This window comes from Actinoplanes palleronii (assembly GCF_016862315.1).
Classification (GTDB): domain Bacteria; phylum Actinomycetota; class Actinomycetes; order Mycobacteriales; family Micromonosporaceae; genus Actinoplanes; species Actinoplanes palleronii.
This window is the reverse complement of record NZ_BOMS01000128.1, coordinates 17,522-36,202: the sequence shown is the minus strand read 5'-3', so window position 1 is coordinate 36,202 and position 18,681 is coordinate 17,522. Positions and strand designations below refer to the sequence as shown.

Genomic DNA, 18,681 nt, shown 5'->3' with positions numbered 1-18,681 from the left:
ACGATCTACTTAGTCGGGTTGTTTACCCCACAAACCGGCACGATGAGGCATCTTCTGGGACATGAGGATGTTCAAGCTCACGACTCTGGTTCTTCTGACGGTCCCGGCACTGGCCGCCCCCGCGGTCGCCGCGCCCTCGGTGGACCAGCCACCGACACTGGTGGCTCGCTACAATTTCGACGGCGGCGCGGTCGCCGGCAAGATCTCCGACCTGTCCGGCAAGGGCTCCAGCCTGACGGTCCGCAGTGCCGACAACGGCACCGTCGCGATCAACACCGAGGGCGCCGGACGGTACGCCTCCTTCCCCGCCCTGTGCCCGACCACCGGCACCTGCGGGCGGGCCCTGCTCGAGGCCCCGAACGCGCCCGACCTGAACCCGGGCATCCGGACGTTCCGGTGGGCGGCCAGCGTCCGGGTGACCGCGGCGCAGCTGCGCGGCAAGGCGAACATCATGCAGAAGGGCCTGGCCGGCGCCGCCAGCGTCTGGAAGCTGCAGCTCACCGGGAAGACCGGGCGGGCGCAGTGCATCATGACCGGCAAGGGCACCGGGCAGACCTTCAGCGCCACCTCGGCGAAGCCGGTGGCCGACGGCGCCTGGAAGAAGATCGTCTGTGAGCGGTCGGCCACCAGCCTGTCGATCTCGGTGGACGGGGAGGCCGGTGCCAAGGTGACGATCCCGGCGACGCTCGCGGTGGACAACACCATGCCGCTGCGGGTGGGCGGGCCGAACTTCGGGGCGTCCAGCGACATGTACCACGGGCAGCTGGACGACGTTTACATCCAGGTGGGCTGATTCTTTTCCATCATGCGGGCCGGCCCTTTGCGGGCTGGCCCGCTTGGCTTTGTGCTGTGTTCTTTCGGCTGCGCGGCGTGCTTTCGGTTCCGCGACGGGGACGGTTCCGGGCGGGGCCGGCCCACTCCGGGCGGTCAGGCTTGATCCCTGCGTGGGCCGGCCCCGCCCAAAACCTTGCCTGGTCAGGGTGGGTGCCGCGGGTGCTGGATAAATCAGTGGCGGGGCTTTCCCGGCGGGCATAGGTTGGCGGCATGCTGTGATTCGCGCCTGGCGACCTGCGCACTACCTGCTGATCTCGGTGTCCGATGGGGATGCCTGGAGGTCCGTTGCGGTCGCCTTTCTGCCGGCCTTCGATCATTCCCGCCGCTCCAGGCGGATGGATCGGCGCCGGGTTCGCCTGGACCCCGGACCGGGCATCAGACTCTGATTTCCCTGGAGGTGGCGGCATGCCTGCAGAAGCTTTTTCGGTACGACCGGATCGTGACGAACTCGCGCGCCGGGACATCGCGGCGGCGCTGGCCCGGCCGGTGTCGTCCGGTGCGGACAGTGGGCAGGGTGGTGCGGTCGAGGTGGCGCATCACGGTGCCCGGGATGAACGGCTGGCTGCTCGGCAGCGGTCGGAGCGGGCCCGGTCCGGGCGGGCTGCCGGGGCCGGTGGCGGGCGCAGTTACGCCTTCCGCCGCAGCTGATCCCAGCGGCCGGTGTCCAGCTGGTGATCGTCATCGGTCATCAGCCGGTGACCGGCTTTGATCGTCGGTGACGGGCCGGGTGATCGTTCGTGGTCACCCGGCCCGTGATCGTTTGCGGTCGTGGCCGGCGATCAGTCGGGCGGTGGTTGGTCGTCGTCCGCGGCGGTGCCGGGCTCGGGGGTCAGCCAGGGTGGCAGGGGTTCGCAGGCGGTGAGCCAGGCGCTGGGGATGCCGGCCAGGGTGGTGCGGGCGGCGATGATGCCGCCGACGATGGCGCAGGTGGTGTCGGTGTCGCCGCCGGGCAGGACGGTGGCCCACAGGGCTTCGGTGAGGTCGTCGAGGTGCCGGGCGGCGCACCAGATCGCGTAGGGGACGGTGTCCACCGCGGAGATCTGCTCGCCGCAGCCGAGCATGCCGGCCACGTGCCGGGGGTCGGCGGACGGGGCGATCCGGGCGGCGCGGCGCAGACGCGAGGCGACCTCGCTGTCCGGCGTGCCGTCGGCGACCGTGGTGATCAGGTCGCCGGCCGGTGCGCCCCGGACGGCGGCCGCGGCGGCGAGAGCGACCGCGACGGCCCCGGCGACCGCCTCCGGATGGGCGTGTGTCACCTCCGCCGAGCGGGTCGCCTGGACGGTGACGGCGTCCCGGTCGTCGGCGAACCAGGCGCCGAGCGGCGCGACCCGCATGGCGGCGCCGTTGCCCCAGGACCCCATCCCGCCGAACTTGCGCCGGGTGACGACCGGCCACGGTTCGCCCTGGCCGATCGCGCGCAGCACCTCATGCATGGAACCGCCGTAGGAACGGTACGGGTCCTCGGCGTAAGCATCGGCGAATGCCGTGGCGAGCACGTCCTGGTCGATGTGTCCGTGCTGGTCCAGGGTGCGCAGCACGGACAGCGCCATCGCGGTGTCATCGGTCCAGGGCCACGGCCCGTCCGGCAGCCGCCGCTCGAGAACCGCGCTCTCCAGCCCGTCGGCGGGCCGGAGCAGCCACGCCTCCCCGAACGCGTCCCCGAGCGCCAGCCCCCGCATCGCCGCCACCGCGGCCACCCGATTCATCACGGCCCGATGATCGCCCCACCCGGCCCACCCGCGCCACCGGGTTGCCCCGCGCCTCCCGTCCCGGCGAGTGCCGGTGGTGCTTGCGCCGTCGGAGCGAGCCGGTCGGGTTCAGCTGGTTCTGACGGCCGTTGTGACAGCCGGAAAAGGGCCGTGAGGGCCAGCCGGGGCCGCGACTCGCGCCGGTGCCGTGCTGGCACGCGGAACGTCGCGTGCTCCACGACGTACCGTGTGGCCGGAACCGGTCCCCCCGCATGCCCGCGCCGGAACAGGTGCCGGAACCGGATGCCCACCTCGGGGGAGGACAGGGACCACCGGCGGCCGGGAGCGGGGGTGCGGACCGCGGGTCGCCGGGTGCACGGCGGGTCGCCGGCGGTCAGGGTGTGGGGAGGTTGGCCAGGGCCTGGTCGATGGTGCTGGTGGCGGTGGGGAAGTCGACGAGCTGGTCGCGGATCAGGTGCAGGCCGCCGCGGAAGGCGGAGATCGGCACCTGCCGGGCGGTCAGGACCGCCGCGGTCCAGTGGGTGAAGTCGAGGAAGACCTGGGGCTCGCCGATGTAGAGGGACGCGGCCAGGAAGTCGGCGAGGTGGCCGAAGTCCTCGGCGGTCGACTCGCGCTGGTACTCGTCGTAGTCCCGGGCCGGTGGGTAGCCGTCGGCCAGGCGCTGCATCGCGGTCGCGATCAGCTGGGCGCGGGAGCGGACCAGGTGGGTGTACTCCTCGCCGGCCAGATAGTCGCGGACCGGGGAACCGGGGAACTCCGGCGCCGGGGGCGGGGGCCAGCGCGAGGCGAGCCGGTCGACCGCCTCCGCGGCGGTGGACGCCCAGGCGTCGGCGCCGAGGCGTTCGGCGTAGCGGCTGCCCGGGCCGAAGCCGCGGCCACCGGCGATCACCGGGACGCCGGCGGCGCGGCAGGCGGTGATGGCGGCGTGGGCGCGGGGCAGCCGGGTCGGGATCATGCAGCTCAGGGCGACCGCGTCCGGGCCGGTCTGGTGCAGGTGGGTGATCAGGTGGCGGCCCGGGACGCTGGCGCCGAGGTAGTCGACCCGCCAGCCGTCCAGGCGCAGCGTCTCGGCCAGGATCCGGGCGGGCAGGCTGTGCCATTCGCCGTCGACGCAGGCCAGGGTGATCCGGCCGCGCGACGGGCTGACCCGCAGGCGGCCGGCGACGGCGGCCAGCACCCGCTCGTTGACCGCGGTGGCGGCGTGCTCGCGGGCGATCGACCAGTCGTTGCCGGCCCACAGCTCACCGACCCGGGCCTGGGTGCCGCCGATCAACTCGACCATGATCCGCTGCGCGGGCACGCCGTCGTCGAGCAGCGCCACGGCGATCGCGACGGCCGCGTCCTCGTCGCCGTCCCCGACCAGGGCGAGGTATTCCTCGAACAGCTCGGGGTCGTCGAGCGGGTGCGAGGTGATCGAGGTGATCATGCGCGGGGGCGTACCCGCCGGTCGGCTCGGCGGTTGGTCATCAGGTACGGGGACTGGTTCGGCACGCCGCCGCCGCGCAGGCTGAGCGGCGGCCGGGTGCGCGCGCGGACCGCCAGCATGGCGATGTCGTCGCTGGCCCCGCCGTGCAGCCAGTCGGAGACCAGCTGGCGCAGGCGTTCCAGGGTGACCGCGCCGGGCAGCCCGGCACAGTCGGCCAGCGCCCGCCGCAGCCGGTCCTCGCCGAACTGCTCGGCGCCGGTCGGCCCGCCGCGCGCCTCGGTCAGCCCGTCGCTGTAGAGCAGGCACAGCTCGCCGGGGGCGAGTTCGGCGGTGGCCGGGTGCACCGTCGTCTTCGGCAGCACGCCGATCAGGGTGCCGCGGGCCGGCACCTCCTCGACCGTGCCGTCGGTCCGCAGCACCAGCGGCGGCGGGTGGCCCCCGCTGGCCAGCTCGAGCCGGACCCGGCCCTGCTCGGCCCGGGAGACCGAGCCGACCACCAGGGTGACGAACCGCTGCGACCGGCCGCTCTCGGTGAGCGCCTGGTTGAGCACTCGCAGCATGGTCTCCGGGCCGGCCTGCACCACGCGCAGCGCGCGGAGCGTCTGGCGGACCTTGCCGGTCAGCACGGCCGCCTCCGGCCCGGTGCCGCACACGTCGCCGAGCGCGATCATGGTGTCGGTGCTCGCCCCGGACGGGCCGAACACCTCGTAGAAGTCGCCGCCGATGCGCAGCACGTCGCTGGCCGCCTGGTACGACCCGGCCAGCTCGAAGCCCTCGGTCTCCGGCAGCTCCGGCGGCAGCAGGTCGGCCTGCAGCACCTCGGTGACGTCGACCTGGTCGCGGTAGAGCCCGGCGGCGGCCAGCGCGGCGCCGGCCCGGGAGGCGAACACGCGGGTCAGGGCCTCGTCGTCCTCCTGGAACGTCCGGGTGCCGGTCCGGGCCAGGATCAGCGCGCCGGCCGGTTCGGCGTTGCCGGGCAGCGGGATGACCAGCAGCGCGCCGATCGGGCCGAGCGCGGCCGGGAAGAGCCAGCCGGGCGCCTGAGCCGGGTCGAGCCAGCGGCTGGGGATCGGCGGGAAGCCGTCCAGCGCCTCGACCAGGCCGGGGACGTCGGCGAGGTTGCGTTCGGCGAGGGTGCCCTCCTCGACCGGGTGGCCGGGCAGCAGCCGGATCCAGCCGCTCTGCCGTTTGGCGGGCGGGAGGACCACCACGGCGGCGTCGGCCAGGTGCTCGACGGCCAGCTCGACGGTGGTCCGCAGGACGAGGCGCAGGTGCAGCGAGGCGGAGAGCCGGCGACCGGCGTCGGCGAGGAACGCCGCGCGGGCCCGCTCGGCCTCCAGCGCGACCGTCCGGTCCCGCTCGTCGGTGTGGTCGCGGAGATACCAGGCGTAGTGGGCGGCGTCCAGGTCGCGGCGCATGCCGTACAAGAATCGGTGGTGATGGTCGGACCGGAAGCTGTCGTCGCCCGCGGCGGCGGCGGTGACCAGCGCGGGCAGTGGCGCCTCGGCCAGCGGGCCGCCCGGTGCCAGGCCGGGCACCAGCGCGATCGCCGCCGGATTGGCCAGCAGGACGGTGTCGTCCTCGGCTGAGCAGAGCAGCATGGCCTCGGCGGCGGCGTCGAACACGGCCCGGAGAAGGGCCGGGGTGGCCACCGGGACGGTCGAAACCCGAGGTCTGCGGAGCGGCATGGATGCCAGCCTACGGGGACTCGCCGGGGAACGCCCCTTTTGCGGGCCGTCAGCGCTGGAGGTCGACGATCACCGGTGCGTGGTCGGAGGGGCCCTTGCCCTTGCGCGCCTCGCGGTCCACCACGGCATCCGTCACCGCGGAGGCCAGGTCGGCGCCGACGTAGACGTGATCGATCCGCATGCCTTTGTTCTGGTGGAACATGCCGGCGCGGTAATCCCAATAGGTGAACGGGTGGTCGCCCTTCATGGCCCGGGCCGGCACGTCGGTGAGCCCCAGGTCGCGCAGCGCCGCGATCGCGGCCCGCTCGGGCGGCGTGACGTGCGTGGACCCGGCGAACAGCGCCGGATCCCAGACATCGGCGTCGGTGGGCGCCACGTTGAAGTCGCCGGCCACCACCAGCGGGCCGGCCGCCAGGTCCTCGGCGAGCACGTCGCGCAGCGCGGCCAGCCAGGTCAGTTTGTAGGCGTAGTGCGGGTCGTCGGGGGTGCGGCCGTTCGGCACGTACAGCGAATGGAATCTGATCCCGTCGCCGACCGCGCTGATCGCGCGGGCCTCCGGGCCGGGGAACCCGGGCTCGCCGCGGAATCCGCGGCGGACGTCGGTGAGCTCGGTGCGGGACAGCAGGGCGACGCCGTTCCAGCGGCCCTGACCGTGCGCGGCGACCTGGTAGCCCAGCTCCGCGACCTCGCCGGCCGGGAACGCGTCCTCGCCGACCTTGGTCTCCTGCAGGGCGACCACGTCGGGGGCGGTCGTCTCCAGCCAGTCGAGCAGGCGGGGGAGCCGGGCCTTGACCGAGTTGACGTTCCAGGTGGCGAAGCGCATCCGTCAAGTGTGCCGCCCGGCGGGCTCATCGGCGCGGCGGGATGCCTCCGCGAGTCGCGGCGACCAGGGCCACCGCCAGGCCCCCGGCCAGCATCAGCAGCAGCATGACCAGCCAGACCGCCCGGCCCTCGGTGCCGATCAGGTGCGTCATGTCGCCTCCCGGGGGATTCCGCTGGCTGCTCCGTGAGCGAATAATGCCCCAGTCGCCGGTGTCGCACCAGTCCACCGGGAGGGTTTGTCGCCCGGCGGGCAACGGGCGCCGGTCAGCGGTCGGCGTCGCCGCGGCGGTGCCGGCCGGAGTTGTCGGTCACCGAGGCGACCGGCAGCGGGATCGCCGGGATCGCCGCGCCCAGGTGCCACACCGCGGCGAACTCCTCGGCCCGGACCGCCTTGCCCCACAGCCAGCCCTGCCCGTTCACCACGCCGACCTGGTAGAGCGCCTCGCGCTGCAGCTTCGTCTCGACACCCTCGGCGATCACGCTCAGCCCGAGCGCGTGGCTCATCGCCACCACGGCGCGGACGATCTCGTCGTCCTGGTCGTTCTTGCCCAGGCCGGTCACGAACGAGCGGTCGATCTTGACGCCGGTGACCGGGAAACGACGCAGGTAGCCGAGCGCGGAGAACCCGGTGCCGAAGTCGTCGACCAGCAGCTTGGCGCCGAGCTGGCGCAGCTCGAAGAGCACCCGGGCGGTGACGCTGGAGCCGTCGACCATCACCGACTCGGTCATCTCCAGCGCGACGCACTGGGCCGGCACGCCGTACCGGAACAGCTCGCCGGAGAAGACCAGCGGCAGCTCCGGCTCGCTGAGCTGGCGCGGCGACACGTTCACCGACAGGTAGAAGCTCTCCGAGACGACACCCTGCGAGCGCCACACGCCGAGCTGGCGCAGCGCCTCGTTGCGGACGAACGTACCGATCTCCGAGATCATGCCGGAGTCCTCGGCGATCGGGATGAACAGCATCGGCGGGATCGAGCCGCGCTCCGGGTGCTCCCAGCGGACCAGCGCCTCGGCGCCGACCGGCATCCCGGTCTCCAGCCGGACGATCGGCTGGTACGCCACGTGCAGCTGGTTCTTGGCGAGCGCCTGGCGCAGCGCCACCTCCAGCTCGATCCGCTCGCGCACCTGCTCGTGCATCGAGGTGTCGAAGATGGTGGACCGGCCCGGGCCCTCGCTCTTGGCCCGGTACATCGCGGTGTCCGCGTCCCGCATCAGCGCCTCGGCGGTCACCGCGGACCGGGCCGCGTCGCCGACCGAGTGCGCGATGCCGATCGACGCGCTGATCACGACCTCGGTGTCACGGACCGGCAGCGGCCGGGCGAAGCAGCCGCGGATGTCGTCCACCAGCCGCAGCGCGCCGGCCTTGTCGCCGACGAACGCGAGCAGGAACTCGTCGCCGCCGACCCGGGCCACCGGCACCGACTCGGGCACCGCGGCGCGCAGCCGGCGACCGACCTCGATGACCAGCTGGTCGCCGGTGTCGTGGCCCCAGGAGTCGTTGACCCACTTGAAGCCGTCCAGGTCGAGCATGTAGACCCAGACCCGCTCGGTGGTGTGCGTGTCGACCGAGGTGACCAGCCGTTCGATCGCGGCCGACATCGACTGCCGGTTCGGCAGCGAGGTGAGCGGGTCGTGCAGCGCCTGGTGCTCGGAGTGCAGCTCGGCGGCGACCTGGGCCTGCACCGCGGAGATCGCCCGGGCCAGCAGCAGCACCACCATCAGCGCGCCGGCCACGGCGACCATCGCCCGGTGCGAGACCGCGCTGGTGCCGGTGGTCAGCAGCAGGCCGAACGGCAGGAACAGCGCGGGCAGCAGGATCGCCAGCCGCTGCCAGGACCAGGCCTGCACCGGCAGCCGGTCGGCGCGGCTCATCTCGGTCACGCTCGGGTGCAGGGCGGCCACGCCGAGCGCCGTGTACGCCACCACGTACGGCAGGTTGAGCAGTGGCGACGCGTAGATCTGGCCGTTCGCGCCGACGATCGCGTACGCGGTGTCGCCGACGAACAGCCCGACCATCATCACCAGCAGCGCGACCATGCTGACCGGCCAGCTCTTGGTGGTGAAGGCCAGGTTGATCACGAGCAGGGCGAGCACCACGTCGAGCAGCGGATAGGTGCCCTGGATGATGGAGAGCAGCGCGGGCCGGCCGGAGATCGCGGCGGCTGGCGCGGCCAGCAGCAGGGTGCTGGTCAGCCCGGCGGCCAGGCAGACGATCAGCCCGTCCAGCACGGCGTGCCGTTCCAGGCTCTGCCGGGCCCGCAGCAGCATGAACAGGAACGCGCCGAGCAGCAGGTACGCGGTGAAGCTGGCCGCGTCGGCGAGCAGCGGCAGCGGCATCGCCAGGTCGGTGACGATCGGGCGGATCACCAGCCCGACCAGGAACAGCAGCGCGGCCACGGCCATCAGCAGCCAGGCCACCGGCGGCTCGGCGCCCCAGCGGCGGGGCCCGAAGAAGCACGCCACCACGGTGAGCACACCGAGCGTCACCAGGCTCGCCGAGGCCATGTCCGACGCGGATCGGGACGCGTAGAGCGCGAGCACCACGATCCCGATCGCGGCCATCGCTTGCCATTGGCGGCGGGCGATGCCGGGCGGGAGCACGGAACGCACCGGCCATTCCTCCCGTTTTGCCCAGAGAATAAGGTTTGATCACCGTAGCAATGGGCGTATCGGCATCGGAGGGGAAACGGCCTAGTTGAGCGACCGGGTTTCGATCCCCCGCCCCGACCCGGTTTCCGTCTCCCGGCCCGATCCGGGCGCGCCGATGTGCCGGGCCGCCGCGCGGCGGCCGTGCGCGAAGACGGTCGGGCAGCCGCCGCGGCGCAGCAGCTCGCCCGCCACCGCGCCGAACCGGGCGGCGCCACCGGCCCCGCGCGGTCCGAGCGCGATCAGCCCGGCCCGGCGCGACGCGCTGACCAGGGCCGGCGCCGGCGGGCCGGTCAGCAGCCGGCGGCGCGCCGCGGGCAGGCCGGGCACCGCGGCGATCATCTCGTCCAGCAGCCGGTGCCCGGCGGCCTCGCGGCCCGGTGCGACCACGTGCACCACGTCCAGCGGGACGCCGCGCCGGTGGGCGTCCTCGCCGGCGAACCGCAGCGCGAGTACAGATGATGCGGAACCGTCCACGGCGGCCAGCACCCGGCCGGACGGCGGGCGCGGACCGCGGGCCACCGCGACCGGGCACCAGGCCTGCGTCACCGTCTCCAGCAGGGCGGATCCGGCGGTGAGCCGGCCGGTGGCGGCCAGGTCGTCGTCGCCGAGCACCAGGAGCACGGCGGTCCGGCTGAGCTTGCGCAGCACCCGGCCGGCGGGTCCGTCCACGAGTTGACCGCGCACGTCGACGCCGGGTGTGGAACGCTGGGCGGTGGCGACCGCCGCCTCGACGACGTGTGCGGCGGCGTGACGGGCCGAAGCCCACGCGACCTCGGACTCCGTCCAGGTGAAGGCGTGCACGACCGACAACGAGGTGCCGCGGGAGACCGCCTCTCGCGCGGCTAGGCGTACGGCGGCCAGGCCGGCCGCGGTTCCGGTGACCCCGACCACCACGGGTGGCCGATTCGGGATCTGCATCGGTCGAACCTCCGCTCCCCGTAACGTTCTCGCAATATACCGATCGTCATCTATGGCGCAACGGGCTGTACGTACTGGTGACCAATGCCTCAACGGGTGGCCACCTGATGACCCATTCAGGTTGAGGGTTTACGGTGAACGGCAAAATCTTTGGGACATCTGCCGGTGAAGTGAGGGAAATACATGACGGATGTCAAGCTCGACCACCCTGGTGGCCAATTGTCGATGTCGGTACGCGAGGCCGTCGACGGGCCGGGCGGCATCGACGTCAGTGCTCTGCTGAAGGAGACCGGGTACGTCACCCTGGACCAGGGTTTCGTGAACACCGCGTCGACCACGTCGGCGATCACCTATATCGATGGCGACGCCGGCATTCTGCGGTACCGGGGTTACCCGATCGAGCAGCTGGCCGAGAAGTCCACGTTCCTGGAGGTGTCCTATCTCCTGATGAACGGCGAACTGCCGAACGCCACGCAGCTGCGTGATTTCGGGGACAAGATCCGGGTGCACACGCTCCTGCAGGAGGAGATGCGCACTTTCTTCTCCGGATTCCCGCGTGACGCGCACCCGATGGCGGTGCTCTCCTCGGCGGTCACCGCGCTGTCCACGTACTACCAGGACGCGCTCGACCCGCTCGACGACGAGCAGGTGGAGATCTCCGCGATCCGGCTGATGGCGAAACTTCCGACGATCGCCGCGTACATCTACAAGCGGTCCATCGGTCACCCGCTGCCGTACCCGGACAACTCGCTGGACTACGTGGAGAACTTCCTGCGTCTGACGTTCGGCCTGCCGACCGTCAACTACGACGTCGACCCGAAGATCGCCAAGATCCTGGACATGCTGTTCGTGCTGCACGCCGACCACGAGCAGAACTGTTCCACGTCGAGCGTCCGTCTGGTCGGTTCCGCGCAGGCCAACCTGTTCGCCTCGGTCTCGGCCGGCATCGGCGCGCTCTCCGGCCCGCTGCACGGCGGCGCCAACGCGGCCGTGCTCGAGATGCTCGAGCAGATCCGCAAGGACGGCGGCGACGTCAACTCCTTCGTCACGCGAGTGAAGAACAAGGAGAAGGGCGTCAAGTTGATGGGCTTCGGCCACCGGGTCTACAAGAACTACGACCCGCGCGCCGCCATCGTCAAGAAGGCCGCCCAGGAGATGCTGTCGACCCTGGACAAGCCGGACCCGCTGCTGGAGATCGCCTTCCAGCTCGAGGAGATCGCGCTCAACGACGACTACTTCGTCTCCCGCAAGCTGTACCCGAACGTCGACTTCTACACCGGCCTGATCTACAAGGCCATGGGTTTCCCGACGAAGATGTTCACGGTGCTGTTCGCCATCGGCCGGCTGCCGGGCTGGATCGCCCAGTGGCAGGAGATGATGCACGACCCGGCCAACAAGATCGGCCGCCCGCGGCAGATCTACACCGGCGCCCCGGTCCGCGACATCACCGCGATCGGCGACCGCTGAGCTCCACCGTCACATCCCGGCGCGGCTGAAGAGGCGCAGCCGCTCCCGGGACGGCGGCACGATCGGCGCGGCCCGGGCGAGGCGGGGCCGCACGACCGACGTGAAGCACGCCCCACCGGATGGTCGGTGGGGCGTTTGTCGTCCCCGGCCACGTGCAGAAGATCAAGAGCTTTTTGTCGTGCGTCCGCTGTGGTGCGGATCGTCGCTCCCGCCGGGACCCCTGCGGGCTTCGCTGGCCGCTGGCGCGTCCAGAACGCGAAGCCCTCCGGGGCGACGTCCGCGGGTGGTCCCGGAAACCCCAGGCCCTGCCCACGACGAGGCGGGCCCCCATTTCCACAACTCAACACCATCCACAACCCACCCCCACCCCACCACCCCTCCCCACCACACTGTCAAAGGGGGAGCCCCCTGGGAGGGTGGGCCTGCGTCCGGCGCGGCGAGATCACCACGGCTCCCGCTGATCGGGTGCGGCGAGCGCCGGTGGTGGTTGTGGCGGTGCTGAGGTCACGGCGGCTGCTCGCCGGTCGGGCGTGGCGAGCGCGGGTGGCGGTTCTGGCGGCTCGGAGGGTTCTGCCGGCTCGGAGGACACGACGGCTGCTCGCCGGGCCGGCTCAGCGAGCGCTCACGGTGATCACGGACAGGGGGCCGCCGGGGCCAGCCGGTCACGGTGGGCTGGTTCTGGCGGCCGTTATAGCGGGGTTGAGGGGGCCGTCAGGGCCAGCCGGACTCGTCGCAATGCCGCTCAGCCTATTTTGATCTCGGTGGGGCCCTGCGGCCTTGGGGTGGTTCCCGATGTGTTCGGGTGCAGGTGGGTAGGGGTGTCGTTGCGGGCCGGGATGTCCCGTCGCTCAGCGTCGCTGTAACGATCAGCGTGGGTGATCGATGCGGCGGGGCGGTGGAAGTCCGCGCTCGGCACCGGTGGGGCGGCCGGGGTCCGCGCTTGGCACCGAACGGGCGGCCAGGGCCCGCGCTCGGCACTGAAGGGGCGGCCAGGGTTCGCGCTCGGCACTGAAGGGGCGGCGGGGGTCCGCGCTCGGCACTGAAGGGGCGGCGGGGGTCCGCGGTGGGTCGGGTTCGGGGCGGTGGCGGTCCGCGGTCGGGTGGTGCGTGCGGCTACCGCCCCCAGGTGGGCGGTAGCCGCACGCGATCTGGCATTGCGGACTCTCACCGCCCTGCCCGGCAGCCGACAGGTGCATCCGAGCGGGCATGTGCCCCCGCCGGCCACAGGGTGATTCGAAGGGCGACCAGCCGGCGATCATCGTGCTCGACGTTCCCCGGGCAGACGCCGTGTTCAACCCTCGGCCGGGGCCGCCTACACCCCGGCCCGGGGTCGGTTACATCCCGGCCGCGAGCACCCGGCCGCGAGCGCACGGCCGTGTAGCCGGTACCCGGTCACCCGCGCGACCGCGCGGACCGCTCGCATGCTCGGTGTTGGTGGCTGGTGCTCAGGGGTGTCTCGGGGGCGGGGAGGCACCCCTGAGCACCAGCCGGGAACCGGAACGCACGCTGGATCGGTGAGCGCGCTGCGACCGGGGGTCGTTCACGGGGTGACGGCCGCACCCGGCACCGGCCGGCGAGCGCGAGCGTCGGGCTTGATCACGGACGGAGCCCGGGTCGCCAAGGCCGACGACGGAGCCTGCCGTTCGCTGACTTTCGCGGGGCGGGCCGGGATGTCCTTGCGGGCTGGGTGGTTCCGGTCGTCAACGGCCCATCAAGATCAACTTAGGCTGAGGGGCTGGTTGTGGCGGCCGTTATGGCGGGGTTGAGGGGGCCGTCAGGGCCGGCTGGTCGCGGTCGGCTGGTGCTGGTGGTCGTATGAACGGGCCGGATAGGGCCGTCAGCGCCGGCCGGGGCGGTGACGGGTGCGTCTGGTGTCGGGGAGTGCGGATTGCCGCGGATCCGGGCCGCCCTGAGCGGGCTGGACCGGGGCACCCGCCGGGAGCGGCGGTGCACCCTGCGGGACGGCCGCGCCGGGTTGCCGTCGGTGCCGGCGCGGCGGACGGCGACCACCGGCTGTGCCGCCTGGCGAGCAACCCTGAGCGCCCGCTGCCCCGAGGCGTTGCCGGTTGTGTGGGGAGTTGGGGTGCGGAGCGCGCCGAAAGTCCCCACGCTGGGTGGCGGGAGGCTTCGCACTGAGGGTTCGGTCACGGTGGGCTGGTTTGACGGGTGGGTGGGCGGTAGGAAAGATTGATTGTCGAGCGGTAGCGGAGGAACCCGGTGTGAATCCGGGACGGTCCCGCCACTGTGACCGGGGAGCGACCCGCTGACGCGCGGCACGCCACGGCCCTGACCGGGCCGGAAGGCGAGCGGGGAACGGCGATCCGGAAGCCAGGAGACTCCGGCCGCTCGTGATGACCGACACGCGGGCGTGGACACCCGCCGGGAGGGAACCCCCTGTGACGACTCCGTACCCGTTCTCGGCCGTGGTCGGCCTTGACGACCTGCGCCTCGCCCTGCTGCTGACCTCGGTGTCGCCGGCGGTCGGCGGGGTTCTGGTGCGCGGCGAGAAGGGCACCGCGAAGAGCACCGTGGTGCGTGCCGTGGCGAGCCTGCTGCCCCCGGTCACCGTGGTGCGCGGCTGCCGGTTCGCCTGCGACCCGGCCGCTCCCGACCCGCAGTGCCCGGACGGGCCGCACCCCGCCGACACCCCGGCCACGCACCGCCCCGCGACGCTCGTCGAGCTGCCGGTCGGCGCGACCGAGGACCGGGTGGTCGGCACCCTGGACATCCAGCGCGCGCTCGCCGACGGGGTCAAGGCCTACGAGCCGGGGCTGCTCGCCGCCGCGCACCGCGGGGTGCTCTACGTCGACGAGGTCAACCTGCTTCCCGACCACCTGGTCGACCTGCTGCTGGACGCGGCCGCGATGGGCCGCGCGCACGTCGAGCGGGACGGCGTGTCGGTCAAGCACGCGGCCCGGTTCCTGCTGGTCGGCACGATGAACCCGGAGGAGGGCGAGCCGCGGCCGCAGCTGGTCGACCGGTTCGGCCTGGTGGTCACGGTGGCCGCGCCGCGCGACGCGCGGCTGCGGGCCGAGGTGGTGCGGCGGCGGCTGGCGTACGAGGCGGACCCGGCCGGGTTCGCGGCCCGGTTCGCCGGCGACGAGCGGGAGTACGCGGCCCGGATCGCGGCGGCCCGCGCGGTGCTGCCCTCGGTGCGGCTGCCGGACGCCGAGCTGGACCGGATCGCCCGGGTGTGCCTCGCGTACGGGGTGGACGGGATGCGGGCCGACATCGTGGTGGCGCGGTGCGCGGTGGCGCTCGCGGCGTGGAGCGGGCGGGACGTGGTGACCGCCGATGACGTGCGGGACGCGGCCCGGCTGGCACTGCCGCACCGCCGCCGGACCGATCCGCTGGACCCGCCGGGTACCGATGAGGAGAAACTGGACCAGGCCCTCGAGGACGCCGAGCGGCAGGCCCAGGAGGAGGCGGCGGAGCAGGATCCGGCGCCGGACGACAGTGACGACGATGATCCGTCGCCGGGCGGTGGCCCTGCGCCGGACGGCGGTGGCCCTGGCCCGGACAGTGGTGGCCCTGGCCCGGATGGTGGCGGGCCGGGACCGGGCAGCGGCACGGATGGCGGGGGCGCTGCTCCGGACGGGGGCGACGCAGGCACCCCGCCGGACGCCGCCACCCCGCCGACGAAGGCTTCCGCGCCGCCCGCTCAGGCGGGGCAGGCGTTCCGGCCGCGCGCTCTGCGGATCACCGCACGCGGTGAGGGCGGGCACACCGGCAAACGGTCGCCGGCCTATGCGCGTCGCGGCCGGGTGATCGGCTCGCGGAAACCGGTGGGCAAGCTCGCCGGCGCCCCGCACCTGCCGGCCACCCTGCGCGCCGCCCTGCACCGCACCGCGCTCGCCGGCCCGCTCGCCCGGCCCACGACCCCGGCCGCCGGAGAAGCACGGGCCGCCGGGGAAGCACGGGCCGCCGGGGAAGCGCGGGCCGCCGGGGAAGCGCGGGCCGCCGGAGAAGCACGGGCCGCCGGAGAAGCACGGGCCGCTGGGGAAGTGCGGGCCGTGGTGATGGGTGTACAGGCGCGGGATCTGCGGGAGGCGATCCACGTCGGGCGGGAGGCGAACCTGGTGCTGTTCGTGGTGGACGCGTCCGGGTCGATGGCCGCCCGCAAGCGGATGACCCTGGTCAAGACGGCGGTGCTCTCGCTGCTGCGGGACGCCTACCAGCGCCGGGACCGGATCGGGATGATCACGTTCCGGGGCGCGGACGCCGACGTGGTGCTGCCGCCGACGTCCAGCCACGAGGTCGGGGTCATGCGGCTCGCCGCGCTGCGCACCGGTGGCCGCACGCCCCTTGCCGCCGGCCTGCGCGCCGCGGCGCGGACCATCGCCACCGAGCGCCGCCGCGATCCGCGCCGCCGCCCGTTGCTGATCGTGGTCACCGACGGGCGGGCCACCAGCGGGCCGGACCCGCTGCTGCTGGTACCGGCGCTGGCCGGGGTGGCCACGGTCGTCGTCGACTGCGAGTCCGGCCCGATCCGGCTGGGCCTGGCGCGCAAGCTGGCCGGTGCGCTGCAGGCCGACGTGCTGCCGCTCGACCAGCTCGAGGCGGCGACCGGCGGGAGCCGCCCGGCGGCAGCCGCGGCAGCGCCGGCCGACCGGGCCTACCGCCGAGCCGCCTGACAACGAGCGGGCCGCCGGAAAAGCGCCGCGGAAAAGGCGGGCCTAGCTGCGCGGGCGTGCCGGGCGAGTGAGCTGCCGCGACCCGGGGGCGGTCACGCGGTGACCACCGGATTCAGCCCGGCGGTCGCCGGGCGGTCGGGAGCGGGCCGGGCCTCCCGTTCAGCGGGGGACTGTGCACAGGTCGTACCAGAAGGGGTTTTTGATGCCGCAGGGAAAAGTGACCACCGTGCCCGACGACGGTCTGACGACGCGGCAACGCCGGCGTCAGGCGGTCTTCGCCGTGCACACCGGGCCCGGCAAGGGCAAGTCGACCGCCGCGTTCGGGATGGCGCTGCGGGCCTGGAGCGCGGGCTGGCCGATCGGGGTGTTCCAGTTCGTCAAGTCGCAGAAGTGGAAGGTCGGCGAGGAGACCGCGCTCAAGGCCCTCGACGGCATCAACGGCACGCCGGTGACCTGGCACAAGATGGGTGAGGGCTGGTCGTGGATCCAGCGCGCCGGCACCGAGCGGGATCACGCCGCCGAGGCCGCCGAGGGCTGGGCGCAGATCAAGCGGGACCTGGCCGCCGAGACCTACACGTTCTATGTGCTGGACGAGTTCACCTACCCGATGAAGTGGGGCTGGGTGGACGTCGCCGAGGTGATCCAGGTGCTGAACGACCGACCCGGCACCCAGCACGTGGTGATCACCGGGCGGGACGCGCACCCGGACCTGATCGAGGCCGCCGACCTGGTCACCGAGATGACCAAGGTCAAGCACCCGATGGACGCCGGCCGCAAGGGTCAGCAGGGCATCGAATGGTGACGATCCCGCGGGTGGTGATCGCCGCGCCGGCGTCTGGGCACGGCAAGACCACGGTGGCCACCGGGCTGCTCGCCGCGTTCGCCCGGCGCGGGGTGCCGGTGGCGCCGTTCAAGGTCGGCCCGGACTACATCGACCCGGGCTACCACGCCCTGGCGGCCGGCCGGCCCGGACGGAACCTGGACCCGGTGATGGTCGGCGAGGACCTGATCGGGCCGCTGTTCGCGCACGGCTCGCAGGGCGCCGAGCTGGCCGTCATCGAGGGCGTGATGGGCCTCTACGACGGCCGCACCGGCGCCGGCGAGACCGGGTCGACCGCGCAGGTCGCGCAGCTGCTCGGCGCGCCGGTGCTCCTGGTCGTGGACGCCGCCGCGCAGGGCCGGTCGGTGGCCGCGCTGGTGCACGGCTTCCGCAGCTTCGGCACCGTCCGGCTGGCCGGGGTGATCCTCAACCGGGTCGGCTCGGAACGTCACGAGCAGATCCTCCGGGACGCCTGCGAGGAGGTCGGCACCCCGGTGCTCGGTGCGCTGCGCCGGGCCGACGCGGTCGCCGCGCCCAGCCGGCACCTCGGTCTGGTGCCGGCCGCGGAACGCCGCGCCGAGGCCCTCGCGTCGGTGGACGCGCTGGCCACGCTGGTCGCCGGCGCGATCGACCTGGACGCGGTGGCCGCTGTCGCCCGTTCGGCGCCGCCGCTGCACGCCACGCCGTGGACCCCCGAAGCGGAGAATCCGGTGCCGGGCCGTCCGACGGTCGCGCTCGCCGGTGGTCCGGCTTTCAGTTTCGCGTACGCCGAGACCGCCGAACTCCTGTCCGGGGCCGGCGCCGAGGTGATCACCGTCGACCCGCTGCGGGACGCCACCCTGCCGGAGGGCACCCGGGCGCTGGTGGTCGGCGGCGGGTTCCCCGAGGTGTACGCGGCCGAGCTCTCCGCCAACGAGCCGCTCCGGGAGTCGGTCCGGGCGCTCGCCGCGGCCGGTCGCCCGATCACCGCGGAGTGCGCCGGCCTGCTCTGGCTGTGCCGCACCCTGGACGGCGCCCCGATGTGCGGCGTGCTGGACGCGGACGCGGCGATGACACCGACCCTGACGCTGGGTTACCGGGACGCGGTCGCGCTGACCGACAGCCCTCTCGCCGAGGCCGGCACCCGGGTGACCGGGCACGAGTTCCACCGGACCGCCGTGCATCCGCGCTCCGGGCTGCTGCTGTCGCCGGCCGGGGGAGCGGCGTGGGCGTGGCGGGGCGCCGACCCGGAGGGGTTCGCGTCGGGCGGTGTCCACGCGTCCTATCTGCACCTGCACTGGGCCGGGCAGCGCGGGATCGCGTCCCGGCTGGTCCGCGCGGCCGCCGCGGGGTGATCGCGGCCGGGCTCGGCGCGCGGGCCGGCACCGGGACGGCGGCGCTGGCGGCGGCGGTCCGGGCCGCCCTGGTCGCGGCCGATGTGGACCGGGCCGAGGTGACCGTGCTGGCCACCCTGGACCGGCGGGCGGCCGAACCGGCCGTACTCGCGCTCGCCGCGGAGTCCGGCCGGCGGCTCGTCGCGTTCACCGCGGCGCAGCTGGCCGCGGTGGTGGTGCCCGGGGCGAGCGCGATCGTGGCGGCCGCGGTCGGCACGCCGAGCGTCGCCGAGGCGGCCGCGCTGCTCGCCGCGGGACCGGGCGCCGTCCTCGTGCTGCCGAAGCTGATCGTCGATGGCGTGACCGTGGCGCTGGCCCGGCGAACCTTGCCGTAAGGACGG

Annotated in this window: 14 protein-coding genes and 1 riboswitch; of the genes, 7 read left to right on the top strand and 7 right to left on the bottom strand. The window is 73.5% G+C overall.

The window, feature by feature from the left end; all coding sequences use genetic code 11:
* Window positions 1-61 precede the first annotated feature (61 nt).
* Together Apa02nite_RS38105 and Apa02nite_RS38100 are read left to right on the top strand one after the other, a co-directional pair.
* A complete protein-coding gene (locus tag Apa02nite_RS38105) occupies window positions 62-793 on the top strand; it encodes a LamG-like jellyroll fold domain-containing protein (RefSeq protein WP_067696256.1) in 732 nt (243 codons plus the stop codon).
* 446 nt (window positions 794-1,239) lie between these two features.
* Entirely contained in the window at window positions 1,240-1,482 is a 243-nt protein-coding gene (locus tag Apa02nite_RS38100; RefSeq protein WP_203829375.1) for a hypothetical protein, read from the top strand.
* A 131-nt stretch (window positions 1,483-1,613) separates the two neighbouring features.
* Here Apa02nite_RS38100 and Apa02nite_RS38095 read toward each other — a convergent pair whose 3' ends face one another.
* The 7 genes from Apa02nite_RS38095 to Apa02nite_RS38070 form a co-directional block, all read right to left on the bottom strand.
* Window positions 1,614-2,540 (bottom strand): ADP-ribosylglycohydrolase family protein, encoded by a 927-nt coding sequence (locus Apa02nite_RS38095; RefSeq protein WP_203829392.1) that lies wholly within the window; start codon window positions 2,538-2,540, stop codon window positions 1,614-1,616.
* Between the two features lie 376 nt (window positions 2,541-2,916).
* Window positions 2,917-3,969, bottom strand: a complete 1,053-nt coding sequence (locus tag Apa02nite_RS38090; protein ID WP_203829374.1) for a cobalamin B12-binding domain-containing protein — start codon at window positions 3,967-3,969, stop codon at window positions 2,917-2,919.
* Complete coding sequence (locus Apa02nite_RS38085) at window positions 3,966-5,657, bottom strand: PP2C family protein-serine/threonine phosphatase (RefSeq protein ID WP_203829373.1); 1,692 nt, start codon at window positions 5,655-5,657, stop codon at window positions 3,966-3,968. Before Apa02nite_RS38085 ends, Apa02nite_RS38090 begins: the two co-directional genes overlap by 4 nt.
* Before the next feature lie 49 nt (window positions 5,658-5,706).
* Entirely contained in the window at window positions 5,707-6,480 is a 774-nt protein-coding gene (locus Apa02nite_RS38080) for an exodeoxyribonuclease III (RefSeq protein WP_203829372.1), read from the bottom strand.
* A gap of 25 nt (window positions 6,481-6,505) precedes the next feature.
* Window positions 6,506-6,631, bottom strand: a complete 126-nt coding sequence (locus Apa02nite_RS52055) for a hypothetical protein (RefSeq protein WP_269748377.1) — start codon at window positions 6,629-6,631, stop codon at window positions 6,506-6,508.
* A 112-nt stretch (window positions 6,632-6,743) separates the two neighbouring features.
* Window positions 6,744-9,089: a putative bifunctional diguanylate cyclase/phosphodiesterase gene (locus Apa02nite_RS38075; protein ID WP_203829371.1), complete on the bottom strand. Its 2,346-nt coding sequence runs from the start codon at window positions 9,087-9,089 to the stop codon at window positions 6,744-6,746.
* An 81-nt stretch (window positions 9,090-9,170) separates the two neighbouring features.
* Window positions 9,171-10,046 (bottom strand): universal stress protein, encoded by an 876-nt coding sequence (locus Apa02nite_RS38070; protein WP_203829370.1) that lies wholly within the window; start codon window positions 10,044-10,046, stop codon window positions 9,171-9,173.
* A 183-nt stretch (window positions 10,047-10,229) separates the two neighbouring features.
* On the opposite strand from Apa02nite_RS38070, the gene Apa02nite_RS38065 reads away from it, so the two are divergent.
* From Apa02nite_RS38065 to Apa02nite_RS38045, 5 genes are all read left to right on the top strand, one after another.
* Window positions 10,230-11,513, top strand: coding sequence for a citrate synthase (locus Apa02nite_RS38065; protein ID WP_067696233.1), 1,284 nt, complete (start codon window positions 10,230-10,232; stop codon window positions 11,511-11,513).
* 2,182 nt (window positions 11,514-13,695) lie between these two features.
* A riboswitch (cobalamin riboswitch) is annotated at window positions 13,696-13,874 on the top strand.
* Window positions 13,865-16,147 carry a VWA domain-containing protein gene (locus tag Apa02nite_RS38060; RefSeq protein WP_203829369.1) on the top strand — a complete coding sequence of 761 codons (2,283 nt, stop codon included), beginning with the start codon at window positions 13,865-13,867 and terminating at the stop codon, window positions 16,145-16,147. Its footprint overlaps the riboswitch before it by 10 nt.
* Window positions 16,148-16,349: 202 nt before the next feature.
* The gene (gene cobO / locus Apa02nite_RS38055) at window positions 16,350-16,949 is read left to right on the top strand and encodes a cob(I)yrinic acid a,c-diamide adenosyltransferase (protein ID WP_203829368.1); all 600 of its coding nucleotides are present in this window, start codon (window positions 16,350-16,352) and stop codon (window positions 16,947-16,949) included.
* Window positions 16,943-18,301, top strand: a complete 1,359-nt coding sequence (locus tag Apa02nite_RS38050; protein ID WP_203829367.1) for a cobyrinic acid a,c-diamide synthase CobB — start codon at window positions 16,943-16,945, stop codon at window positions 18,299-18,301. The genes cobO and Apa02nite_RS38050 overlap by 7 nt, the downstream gene beginning before the upstream one ends.
* The gene (locus Apa02nite_RS38045) at window positions 18,298-18,675 is read left to right on the top strand and encodes a cobalamin biosynthesis protein (RefSeq protein ID WP_203829396.1); all 378 of its coding nucleotides are present in this window, start codon (window positions 18,298-18,300) and stop codon (window positions 18,673-18,675) included. The genes Apa02nite_RS38050 and Apa02nite_RS38045 overlap by 4 nt, the downstream gene beginning before the upstream one ends.
* Window positions 18,676-18,681: the final 6 nt, after the last annotated feature.

Bases quoted from the DNA above. Each gene is read 5' to 3' on its own strand.
- Apa02nite_RS38105 (WP_067696256.1), top strand. From the start codon at position 62: ATGAGGATGTTCAAGCTCACGACTCTGGTTCTTCTGACGGTCCCGGCA.
- Apa02nite_RS38100 (WP_203829375.1), top strand. From the start codon at position 1,240: ATGCCTGCAGAAGCTTTTTCGGTACGACCGGATCGTGACGAACTCGCG.
- Apa02nite_RS38095 (WP_203829392.1), bottom strand. From the start codon at position 2,540: ATGAATCGGGTGGCCGCGGTGGCGGCGATGCGGGGGCTGGCGCTCGGG.
- Apa02nite_RS38090 (WP_203829374.1), bottom strand. From the start codon at position 3,969: ATGATCACCTCGATCACCTCGCACCCGCTCGACGACCCCGAGCTGTTC.
- Apa02nite_RS38085 (WP_203829373.1), bottom strand. From the start codon at position 5,657: ATGCCGCTCCGCAGACCTCGGGTTTCGACCGTCCCGGTGGCCACCCCG.
- Apa02nite_RS38080 (WP_203829372.1), bottom strand. From the start codon at position 6,480: ATGCGCTTCGCCACCTGGAACGTCAACTCGGTCAAGGCCCGGCTCCCC.
- Apa02nite_RS52055 (WP_269748377.1), bottom strand. From the start codon at position 6,631: ATGACGCACCTGATCGGCACCGAGGGCCGGGCGGTCTGGCTGGTCATG.
- Apa02nite_RS38070 (WP_203829370.1), bottom strand. From the start codon at position 10,046: ATGCAGATCCCGAATCGGCCACCCGTGGTGGTCGGGGTCACCGGAACC.
- Apa02nite_RS38065 (WP_067696233.1), top strand. From the start codon at position 10,230: ATGACGGATGTCAAGCTCGACCACCCTGGTGGCCAATTGTCGATGTCG.
- Apa02nite_RS38060 (WP_203829369.1), top strand. From the start codon at position 13,865: ATGACCGACACGCGGGCGTGGACACCCGCCGGGAGGGAACCCCCTGTG.
- cobO (WP_203829368.1), top strand. From the start codon at position 16,350: ATGCCGCAGGGAAAAGTGACCACCGTGCCCGACGACGGTCTGACGACG.
- Apa02nite_RS38050 (WP_203829367.1), top strand. From the start codon at position 16,943: ATGGTGACGATCCCGCGGGTGGTGATCGCCGCGCCGGCGTCTGGGCAC.